Source organism: Paenibacillus amylolyticus (genome assembly GCF_050990605.1).
GTDB classification, from domain to species: Bacteria; Bacillota; Bacilli; order Paenibacillales; family Paenibacillaceae; genus Paenibacillus; species Paenibacillus amylolyticus_H.
In genome coordinates this window covers 2,625,244-2,647,618 of sequence record NZ_CP158832.1, presented here as the reverse complement: position 1 = coordinate 2,647,618, position 22,375 = coordinate 2,625,244, and the positions used below count along the sequence as shown (strand labels likewise).

Annotated in this window: 17 protein-coding genes; 5 read left to right on the top strand and 12 right to left on the bottom strand. The window is 44.9% G+C overall.

All coding sequences use genetic code 11. The features are described 5' to 3' along the window. Positions 1 to 127 precede the first annotated feature (127 nt). Positions 128 to 1,915: an ABC transporter substrate-binding protein gene (locus ABTV53_RS12210; RefSeq protein WP_433753200.1), complete on the top strand. Its 1,788-nt coding sequence runs from the start codon at positions 128 to 130 to the stop codon at positions 1,913 to 1,915. A gap of 60 nt (positions 1,916 to 1,975) precedes the next feature. Here ABTV53_RS12210 and ABTV53_RS12205 read toward each other — a convergent pair whose 3' ends face one another. Further along, positions 1,976 to 3,322: an FtsW/RodA/SpoVE family cell cycle protein gene (locus ABTV53_RS12205; RefSeq protein ID WP_433753198.1), complete on the bottom strand. Its 1,347-nt coding sequence runs from the start codon at positions 3,320 to 3,322 to the stop codon at positions 1,976 to 1,978. Beyond that, complete coding sequence (locus tag ABTV53_RS12200) at positions 3,319 to 3,654, bottom strand: PadR family transcriptional regulator (RefSeq protein ID WP_253507921.1); 336 nt, start codon at positions 3,652 to 3,654, stop codon at positions 3,319 to 3,321. The genes ABTV53_RS12205 and ABTV53_RS12200 overlap by 4 nt, the downstream gene beginning before the upstream one ends. A 220-nt stretch (positions 3,655 to 3,874) precedes the next feature. Between ABTV53_RS12200 and ABTV53_RS12195 the strand changes: the two genes are divergently transcribed. Then, positions 3,875 to 4,459: an AAA family ATPase gene (locus tag ABTV53_RS12195; RefSeq protein ID WP_421889021.1), complete on the top strand. Its 585-nt coding sequence runs from the start codon at positions 3,875 to 3,877 to the stop codon at positions 4,457 to 4,459. A gap of 332 nt (positions 4,460 to 4,791) precedes the next feature. Here the strand turns inward: ABTV53_RS12195 and ABTV53_RS12190 are convergent, their stop codons facing one another. The 10 genes from ABTV53_RS12190 to ABTV53_RS12145 form a co-directional block, all read right to left on the bottom strand. Beyond that, positions 4,792 to 5,757, bottom strand: coding sequence for a sugar phosphate isomerase/epimerase family protein (locus ABTV53_RS12190; protein WP_433753195.1), 966 nt, complete (start codon positions 5,755 to 5,757; stop codon positions 4,792 to 4,794). A 95-nt stretch (positions 5,758 to 5,852) separates the two neighbouring features. Beyond that, positions 5,853 to 7,559 (bottom strand): hypothetical protein, encoded by a 1,707-nt coding sequence (locus ABTV53_RS12185; protein WP_433753193.1) that lies wholly within the window; start codon positions 7,557 to 7,559, stop codon positions 5,853 to 5,855. Positions 7,560 to 7,645: 86 nt separating this feature from the next. After that, positions 7,646 to 8,518 (bottom strand): carbohydrate ABC transporter permease, encoded by an 873-nt coding sequence (locus tag ABTV53_RS12180; RefSeq protein ID WP_433753191.1) that lies wholly within the window; start codon positions 8,516 to 8,518, stop codon positions 7,646 to 7,648. Positions 8,519 to 8,556: 38 nt separating this feature from the next. Next, entirely contained in the window at positions 8,557 to 9,459 is a 903-nt protein-coding gene (locus ABTV53_RS12175) for an ABC transporter permease (protein WP_433753189.1), read from the bottom strand. A gap of 111 nt (positions 9,460 to 9,570) precedes the next feature. Continuing rightward, complete coding sequence (locus tag ABTV53_RS12170; RefSeq protein WP_433753187.1) at positions 9,571 to 11,172, bottom strand: extracellular solute-binding protein; 1,602 nt, start codon at positions 11,170 to 11,172, stop codon at positions 9,571 to 9,573. A 549-nt stretch (positions 11,173 to 11,721) separates the two neighbouring features. Then, the gene (locus ABTV53_RS12165; protein WP_433753185.1) at positions 11,722 to 13,965 is read right to left on the bottom strand and encodes a helix-turn-helix domain-containing protein; all 2,244 of its coding nucleotides are present in this window, start codon (positions 13,963 to 13,965) and stop codon (positions 11,722 to 11,724) included. A gap of 21 nt (positions 13,966 to 13,986) precedes the next feature. Next, positions 13,987 to 15,210: an MFS transporter gene (locus tag ABTV53_RS12160; RefSeq protein WP_240661826.1), complete on the bottom strand. Its 1,224-nt coding sequence runs from the start codon at positions 15,208 to 15,210 to the stop codon at positions 13,987 to 13,989. Positions 15,211 to 15,259: 49 nt separating this feature from the next. Continuing rightward, entirely contained in the window at positions 15,260 to 16,312 is a 1,053-nt protein-coding gene (locus ABTV53_RS12155; protein ID WP_433753183.1) for an ROK family protein, read from the bottom strand. Positions 16,313 to 16,348: 36 nt separating this feature from the next. Then, positions 16,349 to 17,572: an ROK family transcriptional regulator gene (locus ABTV53_RS12150; protein ID WP_433753182.1), complete on the bottom strand. Its 1,224-nt coding sequence runs from the start codon at positions 17,570 to 17,572 to the stop codon at positions 16,349 to 16,351. Between the two features lie 539 nt (positions 17,573 to 18,111). Beyond that, positions 18,112 to 18,951, bottom strand: coding sequence for a YitT family protein (locus ABTV53_RS12145; RefSeq protein ID WP_433753180.1), 840 nt, complete (start codon positions 18,949 to 18,951; stop codon positions 18,112 to 18,114). 373 nt (positions 18,952 to 19,324) lie between these two features. Between ABTV53_RS12145 and ABTV53_RS12140 the strand changes: the two genes are divergently transcribed. From ABTV53_RS12140 to ABTV53_RS12130, 3 genes are all read left to right on the top strand, one after another. Then, complete coding sequence (locus ABTV53_RS12140; RefSeq protein ID WP_433753178.1) at positions 19,325 to 20,383, top strand: fatty acid desaturase; 1,059 nt, start codon at positions 19,325 to 19,327, stop codon at positions 20,381 to 20,383. Positions 20,384 to 20,470: 87 nt separating this feature from the next. Next, positions 20,471 to 21,619, top strand: a complete 1,149-nt coding sequence (locus ABTV53_RS12135; RefSeq protein WP_433754170.1) for a histidine kinase — start codon at positions 20,471 to 20,473, stop codon at positions 21,617 to 21,619. Continuing rightward, on the top strand, positions 21,616 to 22,215 hold the full coding sequence (locus ABTV53_RS12130) for a response regulator transcription factor (RefSeq protein ID WP_036608692.1): 600 nt from the start codon (positions 21,616 to 21,618) through the stop codon (positions 22,213 to 22,215). The genes ABTV53_RS12135 and ABTV53_RS12130 overlap by 4 nt, the downstream gene beginning before the upstream one ends. Positions 22,216 to 22,375: the final 160 nt, after the last annotated feature.

Below are 22,375 nucleotides of genomic sequence, written 5' to 3'. Positions count from 1 at the left end.
ACCTCCATTAACCTTTCTATGCTTTATTCTAGATGATAAAATAGGAATATAAATAGAAATTAAAATCGACAAAACTTCTTATTTTAGAGGAATACGCCAGAGTTCACCTCCAGGAGGGAATCAACACTTGAAATTACATCAGCAATATCTGCTATTGCATCGTCATTTCGGCCACCATACAGAACATGAACTCACACTCGCCGATCTCGCTGAGTTGCTAAATTGTACGCACCGCAATACGTTAACGATTGTCAAAAAGATGGTTGCCCATGACTGGATTAGTTGGATTTCCCAGCGTGGCCGGGGTCGGCGTTCTTCACTGACCTTGCTAGTTCCGGCTGATCAAATCGCCGCAGAATACATGATGCAGGCCATGAATCGCCGGGAGTTGCAGGAAGCTGCCGAGCAGGTGAGCGCATTCTCCAGTTCAACAACCATGCAGGATCATCTCAATCAGTGGTTGCTTGGTTATTCGGGTCATCATACGGAAGCCGGCACTAATAATGAGCAGATTGATACACTTCGATTGCCGCTGCGTCAACAACTTCATGCGCTTGATCCGCTGTATATTGATTTACTCGCTGAGTCCTTTGTTACCAGTCATGTCTTTGACGGGTTGGTTCAGCGGGGTGAACAAGGGGAGATCCTTCCCTGTCTGGCTCATACCTGGGATGTCAGTGCAGACCGAAAGACCTGGATTTTTTATCTGCGAAAAGGTATTACGTTTCACGATGGTCAGATGCTGACCGCCCATGATATTGTACATACGTTTGAACGGCTGCAATCTACAGATCGCCGGACACTGTACCGTGATGTAAGTAAACAGATTCTTTCTATTGAAGCGGTCGATCACTTAACCGTGCGTTTCCAGTTGAAAGACCCTCACGAATTGTTTTTGTCTTTTCTGACAACAAGTCGTGCGGCGATTGTACCCTCACCCGGAAAAAACGAACAGAAGATAAAGCATGCGGGTGATGCGCACGGGATGCAAAAACCTGTCGGGACGGGGCCGTTCAAGGTCACTGCCTGGGATGATCACTTGTGCAGACTTGAAGCCTTTTCATCGTATTTTCAGGGTAGAGCACATATGGACCGTGTAGATATCCTGCAAATTCCGTGGAGTGCCTCGGCCAAAATGGACGACGATAGCCAAGATATCGAAACTCCGTTCTTTCATCTTGTTCATAATCCGTCTTCGTCTGCGGGTGCAGACTGGACACAGATAAGTGCAGGTGTAATGGTTCAAAAATTACTCACGTGTAATACGCAAAAAGCCGGACCGTTAAACGATCCGGAAGTAAGAGCACACCTTCAGTTATGCCTTGCTGGAATGTATAGTGATGACGGACATGCAGATGACTCTGAGGTCGTTGCGCCTGACTCTGTTGCCGTGAATATCGGGATGGTTAAGCAAGAGGGATTTAGAGATATTACTAAACGACTCACTTCGGTTAGTCCCATCTCCCTGCACATTGCAACCATTCCACAATATCGCAGGGATGCACAACAACTGGCGTCCATACTTGAGCAGTGCGGTTACTCCTGTACCGTACGTACAGGTACGATGGAGCAATTCAAAGGAAATCTGCGGCTAGAGTCTGATCTGATTCTCTTTTCTCTGATTCGGGATAGAGACGAAGAACTGCGCAGGTATGATCTCTATTCCACGTTATCTGAGCATCTAGAAAATTCTGCTCGCATAACAATACATGAGATGTTGCAGTCCATCATCGCCTCACCATTGGCAGCAGATCGAACTTCTGAATTAGACCGAATTGAACAATTCTTGGTTGGTCAGAACCTGCTGTTCCATTTATCTGAAAAACCGGTAGAAACCGCGTATTTGCCTTCCGTGCGTGGTCTATCTTTCAACAGCCAGGGCTGGGTGAACCTGCGTCATATCTGGTTTCCATAAATGCTCGTTAACGAGCATAACAATACCTTCCTTTCATAATGCGGTAATGATTTTGGATGCCTATGAGTTGGTCAGTAGGTCGGCATCCACCTTCTGCCGTATTTTTTCATTTCTCTTCGAAATGGTATCCTTCCGACGATAAATACCGAGAAGTAAACCGACCATGGCATATTCGAAAAGCAGGTGATTTCCATATCCTATTAAAGGAAAAACAATGCTAAGAATTGGAGCCTTGCCGGTAGTCATCGCCAACGAATAGATAATTTGCAACGCAAACATGGATGTGATACTGATAATTATCATTCGACCGAAATCATCCCGAATGCGAGGAAGCAACTTCACCATATTTGCAACAAACCAGATGATACCCACCAATAACAGTATCCCGGCTGACCAGCCAAACACATCAATGAGCAGCACACCTGGGTAATCTAAATAACTCGTTTTAAACCTGTCGAACGTTGTATCAATCCCATTACCCCACCAGCCGGCTGATTGAATAATTTCAATAATGGAATTGTTACTATATCCACCGTAAGGGTCATCCTGAAGATTCAAAACGACAGAGAGCCTCTTCAGGCGTCCGTATTGATCTGCAAAAAACAATAACAATACAAAAATACTTCCTGTTATAACAGCACCTAAGGCTGTATAAAGCCATTTTCGCGTAAGCCAGCCAAATAAAACAATGCACATTATGCCAAATAGAAACAAGCGAACCCAATCCAACGTTTGAAACAAGAGTACCGCGGGCAATATTACCATCGAAAAGTAGGTCAATATGGATTGCATATTACAATTGGAACGGAGCTTGTCCAGCATAATGGCACCTATAGCAAGTGGCAAAATCCACACTGAAGCTGTGGTAAGGTCAATTGTAAGTCCAAATAAGCTCCAATACCTGCTATTACCATAAATATCTGTAGTTATCATTGGACTGATCCACAACATGACATTAAGCAGAATATAGATCCACCAGGCGGCTTTTTTCAACTTACGATAATCAAAGTAAATGAAGAACAACATCATCATTACACCTATAACGGTGTACACGACATGACCGCGATATAAGAACTGATACTTTTCATCTGCTACATTAGTCGTAAAAATCCACATCAGTAACAGACTGAGTGTAGCCAAGGCAATAATTCCAACTAGCAGCCCCCAATGCGTGCGATGGCGATGCAAGCGGTGCATGCTTTTGCCCACTACTGAAGGATCACCCATCTGTTCAATGGCATATGTAATTGCTTCTTCCTCTGTATAACCTTCTTGTTCTTTATCCAAAATCATCTCTTCCATGTGGTTTCCCAACTCATCACGCAGGTCGTTATGTACTTCGCGAGCCTTAACCTGAACACACATGTGATCAAGATAATGCTGAATTCGTTCATGTCGATTTGTCATGTCAGACCTCCTTCCCCAAGCACCCGATCCACAGCTCTACGGAACAAATTCCACTCTGCTTTTTTACTTTGTAAGGCCTCCATCCCCTTGTCTCGAATTGAATAATATTTACGTTTACGGCCTTCAACCTCCATCCAGTACGACTCTACCCAACCTTCAATCTCCATGGCATGCAAAATAGGATATAACGTGCCCTCTTTCAGATTAAACACACCCTCAGATTGACGATGTAATTCCTTAATTAATTCATATCCATATAACGGTCGTTCCTGAAGCAAGTTCAGAATCAATGTTTCGGTACTGCCTTTAATCATTTGTTTGTTAACCTGCAACGTGCTCACTCCTTCCTTTTTATATACCTCGGAAACCTATGCATAGAACAACTAGGTATGATATTACCTTATCCTTCCTTTTCTGTCTAGCCAACAGGCTTCTTTATTTATGTTAAAATAAACAAGTCCTTTCATTCACGAACTCTAATGATGAATCTATCTATTCATATCATTCAATTACATATCCTATTTTGAATCTAACTCAGGAGGCATTACATTCATGAGCAAATTGATTTTCTTTCTCGGCGGGGCCGGAAGTGGCAAGACCACACTAGCCAAAGCCCTTTCCCGTAAACATAAAGCTGCTTTCTTCGATATGGATATTCTGCTTCGTCCGGCGGCTGAGGCGATCATGACCCTTCAGGGACTTGATCCATCCGACCGAGATTCGCCTGAATACAAGAAGCTGTGCCGTGATCTTGGGTACCGCATTACGATGGACGCCGCTCTGGATAACGTTCAGTTGGGTGTTGATACCATCGTTGTAGGACCCTTTACCAAAGAAATTGGAACCACCGATTGGATTGCCCAGGAACTTGCACAGATCGGGCGTACCCTGGATGATACGGATGTGCGTGTGGCCTATATTTATCTGGAGAATGAAGCGTTGTATCACAAACGGATTACAGCGAGACAATCTCCATTGGATGAATGGAAACTCGCAAACTGGGATGCCTTTACAGCTTCTCTCGTCCGAAAAGAAGTAGTCTGGCCGCTCCCTGCTTCATCCGTCGCTTATATTGACAATTCCAGTGATGATCCTGCAATTGCCTATGCCGAACTTGAACGAAGGATGTACGAGTAAAAAGAATCACACGCTCAATCTTGCTTTGGTGATAGGTAGAATAAATGCTTCTCTCGCCAACTTCTGACTCATATGCTTGGAATAATGTGGGTTAGGTTCGTCAGCGCTAAAATCAAAAAAGGGATCCGTCTCACCAAGCCTAGCAGGCCGATGAAACCGATCCCTTTTTCCATTAAATAAGCCTCTCATAGCCCATCCAAAAGATGAACCTTCTCCCCCAATAGGACGTCTAACATTAAATGAATTGAGCAAAATGCTTCACATTCGTCCATTGCCCTATCATCATCTATCATTTCCCCACTTATGCGCTGAGCATAACATATACATAGTCACTAACCGCGCTGACGCGCCGCATGACGTTCAGCAATGCGAGACGTAATCAATCCATGACTCTCATCGATCTCTTCCGGTGTACATGCGGCTTTTAACTCATATACTTTCACCGGCGAACGATCAATGATATCCAAAAATGAATCAAAAAAGGTCATGTCTTTACTATGAATGTATGGACACCAATGATCTGCCAACCCGACAGTTTCATGAATATGCACACCAACCACATGATCAATCAACGCGTTAGCTTCACGTACATTATCGTATAGTCCCATTCGATCCATCATCATGCCATGACCAATATCGTACCAGAGTCCAAGCGGCGCACCCTTCATGCGTCCAATAATTGTTCCCGCTTCGTGCAAAGTCGGCATCTGATAACAGCGTGAACGGGTCTCAATACCAAAATTCACCCCATATCCACGCTGCTCGGACAATTCACATACCTCTTCCAGACTCTCCTGAATCCGGCTCAGGTAATGTGCGCTGCCATCTTCTCGCTTCTCCAGCATCTCTTGCCATAAAGATTGATATGAAGGTGAGTCCGGCCCCTGATCGTGGTATATCTTTTTCAACGCTTCATCTATATTGTATTCAAACGGAACCTCACCCGGATGTACCACGACAGCCTTGGCCCCATAACGATGTGCGTACTCAGCTGAGCGAAGTAACAGTTCAATCGCCCGTCTGCGGCGCGGTTCATCATCGAATCCGAGCAGGACGGAATCCGTCCCGTAATCTGGATCAGCCACATGCGGAAATGTATTATGCACACTGGATACACCGATCTCTCCCCGTTCAATCATCGGCTCTATCGTCTTCAGCATCTCTTCCGTGACGTTGTAGTTCAGTTCAACCTGTTTAAATCCCAGAGACTTGATCTCCTCGATCATGCCTTGTCCGGTCGTATGACGTTTAATATTCCAACATGTTGAGAACGAATATTCCTGTTTGTCCGTATACATGATTGTTCCTCCTGTCTCTCATTCTATCGCCTATTCATATTCCATTTATCTCTATCTATAAATGTTCAGTTCATCTTATATACCTATTTATTCCTCTAACCGTTGTCTTCACGGAGATTCAATTCAAATCTCATCTTGTTTGCCGTCTTCCCAGGCACATAACGATAGATGATCTCCGCATGATTCACGTACATTAACACAGATGGTTCAGGCGCCTCAGCCTTCATGGTACACGTAAGTCCAGGGAACTTCCATAACGTTGGTGTAATGTCCTGCTGCCGAAGGGATGGCCCTCTGATTTCAAAATAAACGTCGATTTCTTCCACCGAATCCAGTTCCACATCAATGGTTAACGAATCTGGTGTGAGATCCGCATCAAACGTCACTCCCCGCAGATGACTGTTCCAACCCTCGCCTACCTCACGGCGGATCAAGCGAAGATAATAACGCTCCCCCGTGCCTGTCTGCCAGTGAATCGTGGCTGGATGCATCTGTCCATTCGTATTCACGCTTCCCGACATGGCCCCGATCATCCTGTCCTCACCAATCCAGGCTTTGGCCGTACATAGATTCCGATTGGATGTTGGATCATGGCGCTCACACAGTTCCATGAACTGTTTCTGCACAAGCCGATCCTTTTGATGAGCCTTGAAATACGGGACCGCTTCCTCCGGTACATCCACCCCAAGGAGCGCAATCAGTGGATCATGGCCTGACTCACAGTTAATGCCTGCCAGATATTCATACCCTTCACCAAGCAAAAGATAGATAAATACACCGATTGAACTATGCTCTCGCATCTCCATGTCATACGCCCGAGAGAATGGGCCGGAGAGATTCTCGAGGTTGGCATTGTAATATAACGCAATGTTATTCCACAGCCCATGTTCAATCCGGTGTCCAATTTCAACTAAACGTTTGGTGACTCCGTACTTTCGATACATGCCAAGCACGGAGAGATCCACCCCGTAATACGTTGTTGTATTGAATTCAGCGAATGTCCCGTCGTACTGTTCAAACTCCTTCATCAATCCTTCCGCCTGTTCATCCGAATGCTGAATCCATTCTGTTCGGTTCAAGCGATGGCCGTAGTAGTGGGTGATGAAAATATGCATTAACTCAATATTGGTGTTCATGGGGATTACGTCCGATAACCTGCGTTCTATTGACCCTTGCACAGCCAACTCCATCGCATGGTCCATCCGTTTCATGAGTGTCTCCGGTATAAGTTCAGCGAATTCGGCAGTTACGACCACACAGACACAAGCGATAAACTCGCGCCAGTTGGGATCATAACTGATCCAGACCGGTGGCAGAACCTGATTCACCGCCGAACGAAACAGGTTTTTCAGTTGTTTGGAATCTGCCGCCTCTGTGAGCATAGAACCATCTTCCTGTAGTATATGGATAAACTGCGCAGACACCTTCTCAAAGGTGCGTTCCAGGAAATAGGCCGTGCCTGGCGCAAAAGATTTCCAAGCATAGTGACCCGCTGGTGGATGCGCATCAGTTGGTCGAGTCGCGAAGGTTCCGTGATAGATCTCATCCGGAGCGTCATATTGAACATCAAGCACCTTGTGGAACACTTGTATCGCGCGCTCCACATCACCAGGCTCATTTCGAATCAACAACCCTAGCGCATAATGTGCGCTGGCTCGTGTGCTGTGCTGCGATGAATCTTCTTCTTCAAAACTGCGAAGCAGATCCAATTCCTCATCATAGAAGCTATCCATCATCGTCATGGACTGATTTATTAGATACTGTTGCTCTTTCGACATCTTTTCTATCATTCGTTGTGTCATGTCATGCGACCTCCCGAGACTATAGGTGCGTGTTCAAAAAGATCAGTTTTCAGTACCAAGAAGATGAACTTTTTGAACAACCTCTATTAACCTTTTACAGCACCTACCATTACGCCACTGATAAAGTACCGCTGCAACCATGGATACACCAGCAGGATCGGTAACGTTGAGAATATAACGCTGGCTGCTTTCAGACTCTCAGGCAGGACTTGAACGGCACCAATGCCTTCGTTCTGCATCAGTTCTGTAATCTGGTTTTGCTGAATCATCTGATACAATTTCAATTGCAAAGGGTATAGTTCAGGCTTGGTAATATACATGAGTGCATCCTGGAAACCATTCCAGCGTCCTACTGCGTAGAATAGGCTAAGTGTTGCCATAACCGGAAGGGAAAGTGGCAATATAATGCGCAGAAGTGTGCCGAAGTGGCTGCTTCCATCAATGCCCGCCGCTTCTTCCAGACTCTCAGGAATTCCTCGGAAGAAAGTAATGAGAATGATCATATAGAACGGACTAATCAATCCAGGCAGAATAAGTCCCCATGTGCTGTCGAGTAGATGCAGATTTTTGATCAGAATGTACTCGGGAATTATGCCTCCACTGAAGAACATCGTCATCACAATGACAAGCATGAACCACTTGCGCCCCTTCAGATTACTCTTTGCTAGCGGGTATGCCGCTGCAATGGTCATCGCCATGCTTAGCACCGTACTGAGGACGGTCAGCCAAATCGTATAGATGAGGGAACGAATCATCGATCCATCTGCAAACACTTTGCTATACGCCTCAAAGGATAACTCTTTTGGGAAAAAGGACACTTCACCTGAACCAATCGCCCGGTTCGAACTGAGCGAGATCGCGATAATATGAATGAATGGTGCAAGACACAGCACCATCGTAATGATAATAAGAATGACGTTTACCGTGTTGAATATTCGATTCGCCGTGTTTTCAGACATCCCACTCACTCCTTACAGATCATATGTGATTCAATCCACTACATAATACTCTCATCGGTTAGCTTCTTGGACGTATAGTTCGCTCCGAGTATGAAGACAAGTCCAACTAATGCCTGGAACAAACCCACAGCTGTTGCGAGCGTAACCTGACCAGATTGTAAACCGACACGATACACAAACGTGCTGAGCACATCCGAGTATTCACGTACAGCCACATTTCCGATAATAAATGGTCGGTCGAAGCCGATGGAGATCATGTTGCCAACATTGATGATCAATAAGGTAACAATCGTCGTTTTGATGCCTGGCAAGGAGATGTGCCAGATTCTGCGTAATCGACTTGCTCCATCCACTTCTGCCGCTTCGTACAGTTCCCGGTTAATGCCCGTCAGGGATGCCAGATACAGAATCGTTCCCCAGCCTGCACTCTGCCACACGCCTACCGCAAGATATGTGAAGAGCCAATATTTTTTGTCTGAAAGGAAAGGTAATGGATCAAATCCCATGCTCATTAAGATATTGTTGATGAAACCGGACTGCGTACCGAATACCTGAAGTACAATCCCTCCAATAATAACCCACGAGATAAAGTGTGGAATGTAGAGCAACGTCTGTGCCAGCTTTTTGAACCAGGCCTTCTTCAGCTCAAACAATAAAATGGCCAATATAAGCGGAGCCGGGAAGGACACCAGCAGATCCAGCATGTTAAGCACTAACGTGTTGCGTAATGCCGTGTAAAATCCCTGATTTTGAAATACTTCTCTGAATGCATCCAATCCAATCCACTCACTTCCGGAAATCCCTTGAAAGAAGTTAAAATCCTTGAACGCAATCTGCACGCCATACATTGGCCCATACTTGAAAATAATGAAGTAGATCATGGGCAGTAGGAGCAACGCATATAGTTGCCAGTTTCTGCGGAAATAGATGCTTGTTTTCATAAACCTTCCCCCCATGTCATTCAGGATTCTTCATCAAGGCGATGTTTCCATCGCCCTAATGAAATCCCTGTTCTTTGTTGTCGTACACATTAGATGTGATCTCTACTTTACTTATTTCATCGCTTTGTATGCTTCTGTACGTTCATCCAGGATCGCTTGACCACCGCTTGCCATGTAGTCTTTCATCATGCTGTCATACGTGGCTTCAAAATCAGCGGGTTTGGAAATGGTTGTTTTCACGAAGAACTCCATGAACTTGTCTTTCAGGCCGTTACCGTAACGCGCTTCTGCATCAATCGGTTTGGAGAAGCGTACCGGTTGAATCGTGTCCGTGTTGGAAATCGCTACCGACTTGCGCATGTCATCCCGATACTTCGACTCTACCTGTACGACATAAGCCTCTTCATTTTTCTTGTCATCCCCAACGTATTTACCATTGACGATAATGGCAATGTCACCGGAATTATAGATACGACCTGCGATTTCAGGAGAAGCATCATCTTTGATCAGTGGAACTCCATCCACAAGTTCATAGTTCTCGTTTTCAACACCAAATTGCAGGTCGAACAGGTTGTTGTCTGAAGCCATCCAATCCAGATACTTCATCGCTGCTTCCGCATTTTTACTCGATTTTGGAATCATGACATACATCGCATTGGGAGCATATGCCGGTTTGGCGAATTTGCCTTCGGAGTTCTTGAATGCATCAATCGGTGTGATCACTGCACCAGGTTGATTGGTTTGCAGGTTTTTGTACGTACCGGAGATGTAGATCTCACCTGCATCCTCGGTGTAGAATCCAACTTTCCCGTTAGATACATCTTCCCACAGCTTTTTCTTGTCTTTGTCGAGTCCAAAGTCCTTGCTCATTAATCCTTCATTATAAAGTGTGTTCATATATTTCAGAGCATCCTTGAAACCAGGCAACAACGTTGGATAGTCATTGGAACCCAGTTGTTGTGTTAATGTATATTTTTGTTCTTCCGTCAGCGGTTCAATGAATGACCAGATCAGTGGTTCATATTGAGCAGAGGCAATGGACATCCCCATCGGAATAAGTCCTGTACCAACCTTACCCGGATCTTTTTCCTTAAAGGCTTTGAGTGTTGTATGCAGCTCCTCAGCTGTCTCAGGTGAAGGCAATCCGAGCGCATCCAGCCAGTCCTGACGAACATAGGATGCGTACTTGCCAAGTACAAGACGTTTACCTGGAACTGCAAACTGTTGACCATCGTATTGACCGTAAGCCAGCGTTTCATCTCCCAGGAACTTCTTCAGGTTAGGGCCGCTTTGATTGATCAGATCCGTAAGTTCGGTCAGACCTCCTTGCTCTGCATACCGGTTGAATGTTCCCGAATCGTAGGTAAAGACGATATCAGGTACTTCAGAGCCACTCGCCATCAGAACGTTAAGCTTCTGTACTTCCTCCGAGCGTGGTACCGGAACAAACTGAACATTGATGTTGTTGGGATCACCAAACTTCTCTTGAATGAAGCGAGTCAGATAACTGTCCGAAATGGTGTAGCCCGCCGGAGTATTTCCCCGGTCGAAGATTTCCACTTTCAAAGTCGTTTTTTCCCCCGAACCCGACTCTCCAGATGAAGACGTTGATTCGCTTCCTGACGAACATGCAGATAATAATAGAGTGAATGCTGTTACCACTGCGAGGATTGAACTTGCCTTGCCTGCCTTACGTCTTTGAAATAATCTCATTTGACCTTTCCCCTTTCGCACACACTCTGATATGGATTCACATGATTGCCACTCCACTTGGTTCGTGCATTTCGTTGCACCTGTGAATGTCACTAATCATTACATACGGTCTGATGATTAGACAATAAACTATTTTCAAAATGTAAAATTCACGTTTTTTACGTCAAATACAGCGATATATAAACATATTTCCTGACAATATACAATTTTCATGCTATTAATGTTAACTATAATAACATAATGTGTTGCATTTTGTCGGATTCTCATACGCTATCTGGCATTGCCCAGCTTGCAATAATCCTTTTTCCAATGAATCTTTCTTCAAAAGAAAGAAAAAGAGACCACATCTTATGTGATCTCCTTGTTTAACAACACGTGTAGAACGACTCGACGCACTAATTCCTCGGCGGAAGATTAAAAATCAAAAAATCTCCTATAAAAGGACGATAAGGCACGAACCTTATCCCCTCATACAAGAGATTTCATGAAATATCTCTATAAATATTGCTTTTCATGCGATACTCGGATGTTCTAACACGTGCAATTCCGTTATTGATCTCCTTGTTTTCCACTCTGCTTGCGGTAGTCCCCTGGTGTCACGCCCATAATCCGTTTAAATACTCTGCCGAAGGAAATGGCATTGGCATAACCCACTTGCAGAGCAATATCCTGAACAGCCATATCGGATGCAGACAACAAACGGCAGGCCTTTTCGACCCTCAGTTTCACCAGAAAATCAACAAACTTCATCTCGAACTCTTCCTTGAACAAATAACTCGCATATTTGCCCGAGATTTGGAACCGATCACTCAGATGTTTTAGCGACAGATCCGGATCATCAAAATGTTCTTCAATATAAATCCGCAGCTCGTTGATCATCGCGCGATGACTTTTCGTTTCATTCACAGACACATAATTGCGATAGACCTCTTTCAGCCATTCCTGCAAAATGTCCTGAATGCCCTCCAATGTCTCTGCCTGCTGGATATCACTTCGAAGACGAGTCAGGATTTCCTCGGCAAATTGGCTTTGTAACCGCTCAGACAGCTCTCCGAATTCACGCGACAACATCTGAATTAACGCCTGTAGCAACATGCGAATATCGTTATCTGTAATCTGATCTTCGCTGAACGCAACAAACATCTGATCCAGCTGCGTTCGCCAACCATCACCGGTTAGTCTGAATTCACGGACAAAGTCCGCGAGCATCTGCAAATACTTGTACGATTGCAGCTCAATACGATCCGGCAGTTGCTCACTGAGAACGATCGCATCTTTACCAAGGGTAAGTCTATGCTGCAACCCGGCATCTGCACTGGCATACGATTGAGTAATCTCCTCCCAGCCCGATACGGTTCGTCCAATGCCGAAGGTAAACCGGAGGCGGAAGTTTTCCGCAATCCACATATGCATCTGCTTAGCCAGATCCATAAGCAATTCACGGTCCAGTCCTTCCTGCTCATCCGATGCAATCACCACAATAAGCCTGCGGTTCCCAAACCATTCAGCCCAACCGCCGAATTGGGTCTCGTTCTGCACAAGTTCTTCCACCACATTCATAAGCGCAATCTTCAGAATATTCTGATTGGTCGAGAGATCGTCACCATTCATCTCCGCAATGAGGACAGCAATACTCTTCGGTTCCATAAATCGTTCCTCTAGCGGTTGCAAATGGCGAAGTCGCTGACGGAATGAATCCATCCGCTCCCCTTCCATCAGATCAACAAGCAACTGCCTGCGATGAATCAGCAAGTTTTCATGATGTTGTTTCTCATAGTCAACCGTCTGAGCAATCAGATGTTCCAGCGCACGGTCGATGAGTGCCAGTTCATCTTTGACGGATGGAGCAGCTTCCTCTTCCTCGGCACGTGGCTGTAACGCCTGAATTCGATTCATGATCAGCTGGATGGGCCGCGTATTTCTGCGCGTAATGTAGATCAGTCCCGCCACCGCGCCAACAATTGTTAATAATCCAATGCCAATCCACACATAAGAGACAAGCGATACCCATGAATACAGTTGTCCGGATTGAATGCCGCTCTCGAAGACCAGACCAAGCTTGTCGGAAGACACATGATTAAGGATTTCACCTGCTGAAGGGTCCCTTTGATGCGCTGTATAGATTAGATTGTCGCTCTTGTCCCGAACCTGAAGAACGGATAACTTTTCATTGGTCATGTTATCAATCTGTCGTTCCACTGCATACATGCGGATGGTAATGACGAGCAAACCTTCTCCGCCCCACGGTAAAGGAAGCCACTTATTCATGCTAATCACCTGTGAAGGTACGTCAAAGGAACGTTCCTTGTATTCACGTGGCAGATTCCAACCGAGGTTCTCCCGATCTTTCAAGGCTTGCTCAATATAGACACGATCTTCGAAATCTTCCAAACGCATCATGCCTCTGGGCGAAAGAATCTGGGAATCGGACATGCGATAGAGATAAATGGATTGAATCATATCCTGCTGATCCAGCATACGTCCCAGCCCACTTGCCGCATCATAGATAAACTGACTCGATAATTGTCCCTGTCCAGCTTCCAGAAAGCGACTATATGTTTTATTTGCACCAATGTCTTCAAGCAACCGAAGTTCAATGTCACTTAGCGAGCGCTCCAGTGTATCCACGATATAGCGGGTGGAGATCATGTCGGCTTTTTGCGTTTCGTTACGCGAGAGTTCGTTGACAATCAGGAAGGAGAGAAAGATCAGAATGGAAATCGTAAGCAGAAAAATAGGAAAATAGGAATACAGCAACTTGGTGTGCCAATTCCGCTTCAGATTTACTCTCATAGGATCCAACTCCTTCCATCGCTATTCTAATGAGTATGCTCTTCTCTGTTCTTTGGCCTGCCTGCTGACGATGTACAGAATCACTGATCCTAGTGCCGCACTGATCGTGCAAGCCAGATACATCAGTGATGGACCGCCGGAATCGAGTAAATATCCGTTAAGCATATTACCAACGATTCCGCCCAGGCCAGCAAACACCATGTTAAATAAACTTTGTCCCGTGGCCTGCATTTCCCGTCCCGTAACTGATGCCACATATTCCACTGCTGCAATATAGAAGAATCCAAAGGATAATCCATGCAGCACCTGAACGCCAATCATGACCTCAGGCGTCGGCCATAGCCATTGTATTCCCCAACGTAACATATACGCCCCCGCCGCAAGCAGCATCGTCCGTTCATGTCCCCATTTTCGGAGTATGAATGCCGCTGCCAACATGGATGGAACATTGGTAATTGACGCCAGCAACAGTGCTGTACCCGTCATGGTCACAGAACCGCCAGCCATCTGAAATGAAATAACAAAAAAGGAGTTAAACGCAGTGAGCGTTTGGTTAACCAGGAAACAACCTGTTAGAAATAGAAGGAATGTCCGGTTTCGGAGCAATCTTGCCAAACCTACGGAGAAGGTTACCGAGGACGAGGATATGCTCGTCTGCCGGGGAAGTGTACTTGCCAGTATAGCGCTCAGAATGTTAAACAGGAGAAATGGCAGCCATAACATGTGAATGGAAAACTGGGAGAGATACATCCCTGCGGCAAATCCACCAACTCCCGTTCCTATGCTGCCGAAGAGTCGGATCATGCCATATGAGGTGTTCGCGGCTCTCGCGGCTGTAACCGCATAGGAGTCAGCAACGGGTATTTGAGTCACTTGGAATATAGTGCATAAAGTATAAATCAATATTAATATAAAGTACACTTGAATATTGTAGAAGTACGCTAACGATGCAGGAACTAGAAGGCTTATCACCAATACGAACCGTGTCTTTTTAAACTTATCTACCAGAATTCCCCATATAGGTTGAAGAATAATGGATACAAGTGTACCAAACGCCATGATAAATCCGGTTTCTTTACTGGAAAACCCTTGTGCGACCAATATGGGATTAATGTACGGGTTAAACATCCCCCCGGCAAGCCCCATAAACAGATATAGGCCCTGCAATTGGAGTAAAACACGTTTTGCATCATTGGAATCGGCTTTTGTTTTCTCTGTGTAAGCCTTCATATGTCTACTTCTCATCCGGATCTCCATCCTTTATATCTGTAGTTGCTTCGCCTATTCTCTATGGTTATGTGCGTGTCAGACTCGACTTGATTGCAGCCAATGCCCCGATTGCTCCTGCTATGTTCCCCAGTTCAGCTACAGCTAAAAGTGTAGGCAGAACACTGTAACGTTGGAGGCGTGTGCGCACTTCATTTAGATAATAGGATGGGTTGGATGCAGCCACGCCACCACCGATCACGATAATGGAAGGATTGAGTAAAGCCGTAATATTCGCAAGACCTCTAGCCATATAACGCATGGGTAGTTCCAGAATCTCCAGTGCAGCAAGATCACCCGACTCGGCTGCTTTGAATACATGCCTGGCTTCGATCTGTTCGGCTTCCCCTCCTGCCAGACTCATGATCAGGGATAAGGAACTTCCCTTTCCAGCAGCAAAATAACGCCTTGCCTGTTCGGTAATTCCCGTACCTGAAGTCGCTTGTTCGAATACACCAAATGAATCCGCATCCGCAACGTAGCCTGTATGAAGTCCTTCATCTCCTGCAATGAAATGCCCAATCTCACCTGCTGCTCCATTTTGTCCACTGTAGAGTTGACCATTCAGGATAAGAGCAGCTCCAATACCTGTTCCAACCGTGACCATTACACAATGTTGATATCCCTGTGCTGCCCCTTGATCATATTCTCCCATCGCAGCCATATTCACATCATTATCCAACATGATATTTCCGCTGTAATACTTCGCAATTACAGGGCGAATATCTTGCTCAGGCCACTGAAAAGCCGGAGCACTTCGCAGTACTCCCTCATCTTGCAGAATCACACCAGGGAATCCCAAGCCTGCACCCGAAAGTTGCCCCAAACTGCAACCTACCTCACGGCAGAACGTGCCTATTTCAGCGAATAACCATCGGAAGAACTCATCCGGCTGATCACTGACACGCGTAGGCAAGATACGTTCATGAACTTTGCTTCCAGCCTGTCGTGATGATAAAAGCATCAATGTTTTGGTGCCTCCAATATCAATACCTGCAATCCAGCCAGACAGATCACCTCCAACCGTACCATCCTGATTAGATGGATACTCATTACTTACGTTTTTCACGGATTCTGTCATCCCGTTTCCCTCCTTACATGTTGTATATTCAATCTCTTATTCCATGGCTTCCTGCTGAAGGTTCAGCATCGTTTGTTGTATGGCTACCTGCACTGCACCAGTGACAACAGCTTGCTCACCAAGCTTGGAACAAATTAACTGTGGTTGTACCGGGAATTGCTCAGATATGATCTGCCTCAGTAAAGGCAATAACACATCACCGTTCCCTCCTATACCTCCGCCAAGCACAATGAGTTCTGGAGCAAGCACAACGCTAATATGACGCAGAGCTGAAGCTATCATCTGGCTGTATTGTTGTAGAACCTCTAACGCCTCTACTTCTCCACTGCGTGCAGCTTCAAATAACTTCTCGGGAGTCAGGTATCTGTGAAGATCATCTGCAACTACATCTATATCTGCACCCGAATCAACAGCCTCCAATAATAGTTCATCATTCTGATCTAGATAATCTTTCGCCAGTTGCATCAGACCATCAGCGGACAGCACTTCCTCCAAACGTCGGCCATCGTCCACCAGCATCTCAGCGATCTCTCCAGTTAAGCCACCTAAACCTCGAAGCAGTTGGCCATGTACCATGATGCCAGCGCCCGTCCCCGTACCGATGGAGAAAAAAACAAACAAGTTACAACCTGCTGCTACACCACTTCGATACTCCCCAAGCGCTGCAAGATTCACATCATTTTCCAAAATTACTTCACAGGGAAAAGCTCCTGACAACGACTCTAGAGAGAAAGCTTCTTCCAGACCCACTAAAGGGTCCACAATACGATGGATACACCCTGAATCAGGCAGCACTACGCCTGGTATACCGAACCCGATGCACTGAATCTGATCCCAGTTCAGATGATTCTCATCCAGCAATTCGTTCATATGGCTTCGAAGAAGTTCCAGCATCGTCGCTTCTGCTCGCTCATAAGCTTCTTGAACGACCATGGGATATGTTCGATAGGCAATGATCTCTCCATTCAGATCGGATAATGCAATCCGAATACGTGTTGCGCCGATATCTATACCACAGACATAATAAGCCGTTTCATTGAAACGAATGAGGGTTGCCTTGCGGCCCTGAGCGTTGTCAGCTCTCCCCATTTCCTTTACCAGATTTCGGTCAATCAGATGTTCAACCGCCAACGACACCGTTGGTTTACTAAGTCCGGTCTGACGGCTGATATCCGCTCTCGACATGGTCCCCTGAGTTATCAGGGCATCCATAATGAGATTTTCATTCAGATTGCGGATATACTGCGGTGTACCAGCCATGTTATCGCCTCCTTTTATAGTTAGTTAAGTTTATTAACAAATAGATTAAATTCAATATATCATCCTGCTTGGTGGGTGTACAGCTTTTTGTCATTGCACTCTTTTACCAGAAAGAACCACACCTTCACCTGTAACACAAAAGCCTAATAAAGGAACTATTATACAATAATAGACGTTTATACATTTCCGAAACAGTGACCCGCTCATAGTATACCTTATCACGATCAGGGAGGTTTTAATATGTATAGAAAACATCATAAATGTCATCATCCAAGACCAAAGTGTTTTTACAAAAAAATTACGAAAACTTGTGTTACCAAAGTTAAATATGTCCCAGTAAAGTGTAAAAAACACTGTCATGTCACCGTTGAATTCTGTCCAGTCAAAAAAAGAAGACATTATTAATATTCTTTTGCCCTTCTCTATGGAGAAGGGTTCTTTCTTTTTGAACTAGATTAATACCCGGTTCAATTAACCTATCAAAAAAAGTTGCAGTGATATGTCACCGCAACTCCCTTCTTTTCATATAAACCTATTACTCAAGTTTTGGAAAGTTCAATAAATCCTTCACCAAATACATCACGCACATCATGAATGGTGATAAAGGCAATCTCGTCTTCCGCTCGTACAATCTTCTTCAGCATGGAGACTTCCTGCTTGCTAATCACAATGTATAGAATTTCTTTCTTATTTTTCGTGTAATAGCCATGACCGGACAGGACGGTTACTCCGCGATCCATCTTCTCAATGACTTGCTTTGCAATTTCATCCTGTTTGGAAGAGATAATCATAACTGCTTTTTTCGGATTGAGCCCTTCAATAATGAACTCCATCGTTTTGGTTCCGACAAACAGCAAGACAATTGTACACATTAATCCTTGTGGTCCAATGATGAAGTATGAGGAAAAAGCCACAATCAGATCGAAGAACAGAAGTCCATAACTGATATTCCAATCCAGATATTTGTTGGCAAGTCGGGCCAGGATCACTGTCCCCGCCGTTGTGCCTCCCACTCTAACAATCAAGCCAATACCAAGACCGGCAAACACTCCAGCAAAGATGGTATTGATCCAGAGTTCATCCGATGCAATTGTCCAACTCTCCGTCAGATGCAGGAACAACGAGTTGAATACAACCGCAATAATCGTATACACCGTAGTCGTTTTATCAAGAAACCGATATCCCACAACTAACAAAATGCCGTTCAGGATCAAGTTCATCAGTCCAGGAGACCATTCAAACAGGTAAAACAATATAATCGTGATACCTGTGACGCCACCTTCAGCCAAATCGTTCGGGATGACAAACAGGTTCACCGCCAGTGCAAACAGAAATGCACCTGCCATAATAAACAGAATATCCGTAATTCGTTTCTTCATTATGCATTCCATCCAATCATCAGAAATCAACCTAATCGACCCGTCTCATAAGTTGTCATAACCACTCAAGGATAGATTCTACCATGCTCTCAACAAAATTTGTATACATAATACAAATTGTTGCGTAATTTGTGCAAAGGAATATGTAAAACCTGCTCTTCCGTTTTCTGCAGAGCTATTGAGCATCATACACCCATGACAAATGTCATGGTCCATCATTGATATTCATCATTACAGAGGGCTGACGTTTATGACTTACTGTCATGATCGGATTGTTTTACAATGATAAAAACGCTTCCTACAGGAAAGTCTAGCAGGGAACGTCAAGTTGTAGCTGAATATAGTTATAACGATTGAAGGAGGACACAATTTTATGAATAGATCAAAAGAAATGGCCTTAAAAAAGGAAGTCACACCTTACGAAAAAAATGATCTCAGATTAAGTATCCGCCAGTTAATCAATACATTGCTCCCGCTCTTCTTGTTATGGGCTGCAGCTTACTTTAGCTTATCGGTTTCCTACTGGCTGACCTTCCCGATTGCCCTGGTGGCATCCGGATTTGTACTGCGGACCTTTATTATTTTCCATGACTGCTGTCATGGTTCATTCTTCAAGAGCAAACGTGCCAATGATATTCTCGGTACCATTACTGGTGTATTAACAGTTACACCCTATCAGCAGTGGAAAAACGAGCATTCTATCCATCACGCGACAAGCAGTAATCTTGACAAACGTGGTGTAGGTGATATCTGGGTTATGACGGTTGACGAATACAAAGCAGCTTCTCCTTGGGGACGCCTCTTCTATCGGATTTATCGTAACCCGTTCGTATTGTTCTGTATCGGACCCATTTACGTGTTTCTGTTGGCTTACCGTTTTAACCGCAAAGGTGCTAGACGTAAAGAACGCATCAATACACATTTGACTACCGTATTGATCGTGGTGCTCTATGCATTCATGTCCTGGTTAGTCGGATGGCAGGCTTTTGTAATGGTGCAGGCACCTATCTTCTTCTTCTCCGGTTTCTTTGGTATCTGGCTGTTCTACGTGCAACATCAGTTCGAAGAGACGTATTTTGAACATGAAGATGAATGGAGTTATGTAAAAGCAGCTGTTGAAGGTAGTTCATACTACAAATTGCCAAAATTATTGCAATGGATCAGTGGTAATATCGGGTTTCACCATGTGCATCACTTGAGCCCGCGTGTACCTAACTATTTCTTGGAAGAAGCACATAACGCAACACCACCCTTGCAAAAAGCAACGACCATTACACTACGTTCCAGTCTGGTTGCCCTGCGCTTCCGTCTGTGGGATGAAGATTCCAAACAGTTCATTAGCTTTAGACAGCTCAAAAATCTATCCCGCAAGCCTTATGTTCAACCGACTATCCGTGTAACGAATCCAGCGGGTCTGACAGAGAAGCCTTAACTCTGTCGGATTCGTTTTCTTGTGTTCAAGCCATAGTCATGCTACAGTCATGCTACAGTTGAGTACAAGTGCAAGGAGGAGAATTACATTCAAAAGTGGATGCAAAATTTTTATAAAAAGACAGGCTTGAATCTTTATGTGTGGCTCGCCTTTTTCATCCTGCCCTTCTATTTCATTTCACAATATTCCAAATTATGGACGTTGGTAACTGGCATCATCATCATCCTCGTTTTTTTCGTCTGTTATCTGCTTGCCTTCATCACCAAGGGCTGGCAGGTGTACATGTGGATTGGACTACTTATTGCCATATCCATTACGATGACGATCGCCTATGATTATGCCTATTTCTCATTGTTTCTTGCTTTTTTTATTGGGAATATTAAAAATAAAGCCGGTTTCTTCACCCTCTACTCGGTGAATTTGGGAGCCAGTTTCCTAACCATTAATTATGGTTTCATTAATCAGAGTTCTCTGTTGGTGAGCCAACTCCCGTTTGTATTCATCAGCTTAATGGCCTCCATCCTGCTTCCAATCAGTACGTATAACAAAAACAAAACTGAACATTTGGAAGGCCAATTGGAGAATGCGAACAAGCGACTTGATGATCTCGTAAAAATGGAAGAACGGCAGCGTATCGCTCGTGACCTGCACGATACACTTGGTCAGAAGCTCTCTCTGATCGGTCTGAAAACCGATCTGGCGAAGCGGCTGCTCCGCAATAATCCCGATCAAGCCGAGATCGAATTGAATGACCTCAGACAAACGGCAAGTACAGCTCTGAAGGAAGTCCGGGAAATGGTCACCACCATGCGTGGAACACAATTGGTCGATGAACTGTTCCGAGCGGAGCAGATTCTAAAGGCTGCTTCGATTGAATTTGCTGTGGAAGGCAATCCGAAGTTACAGGATACGTCTCAATTAAATGAAAATGTGCTCGGTATGTGCTTGAAAGAAGCTGTCACCAATGTCGTCAAACACAGTCAGGCAACAACCTGTACCATCACCATTAAGGAAACACTCGCGGATAATGTGTTAACCATACAAGATAACGGTGTTGGAATAGAACGAACTCACAAACAGGATCGGCGCGGAACAGGAATTTTGGGCATGAAGGAACGACTTGAATTTGTGAATGGTTGTCTGGATATTCGCTCTGCGACAGACATTCAGGGTACAGCGATCATGATTCATGTTCCCAAGCTCACACGCAAACCGATAAAGGAGGCAGAATCATGATTAGAATTGTAATCGCGGAAGATCAGCGCATGATGCTCGGCGCCTTGTCTTCCCTCCTTAATCTGGAGGAAGATATGGAAGTCGTCGGACGTGCCAGCAATGGCCAGGAAGCCCTTGCTCTAGTCCAGGAGCTTGCACCCGACATCTGTCTGATGGATATCGAAATGCCTGTGAAAAGCGGCCTCGAAGCCGCGGAAGAACTTAAAGGAATGAGCTGTAAGGTCATTATCCTGACTACTTTTGCCCGGACCGGATATTTCGAACGTGCCCTAAAGGGCGGTGTCCGTGGTTACCTGCTCAAAGACAGTCCAATTGAAGAACTTGCCGAATCCATTCGCCAAGTCATGAACGGCAGAAGAATCTTCGCTCCCGACTTGGTAGATGAAGCCTATGTAGAAGAAAATCCTCTGACAGAACGGGAGAATGCTGTACTGGGCCTCATGGCAGACGGGAAGAACACCAAGGAAATCGCCGGGCATCTATTCATCACAACCGGCACAGTGCGTAACTACATCTCCATTATTCTCAACAAGTTAAATGCCAGTAACCGCATTGAAGCCATCACTCGCTCCAAGGAAAAAGGGTGGTTCAAATGAAAGTACCGCTTTAACCCATTGAAACAAAAATAAGCATGTCCCCCGTCTGCATAAGTTGCGATAACATGCTCAAAATAAAAGCTTGGCCCAGCAATTTCTTCCTGGGCCAAGCTTTTTTTAGGTGTATCGTAACAATCCAACACTCATCTCAACTAGATTG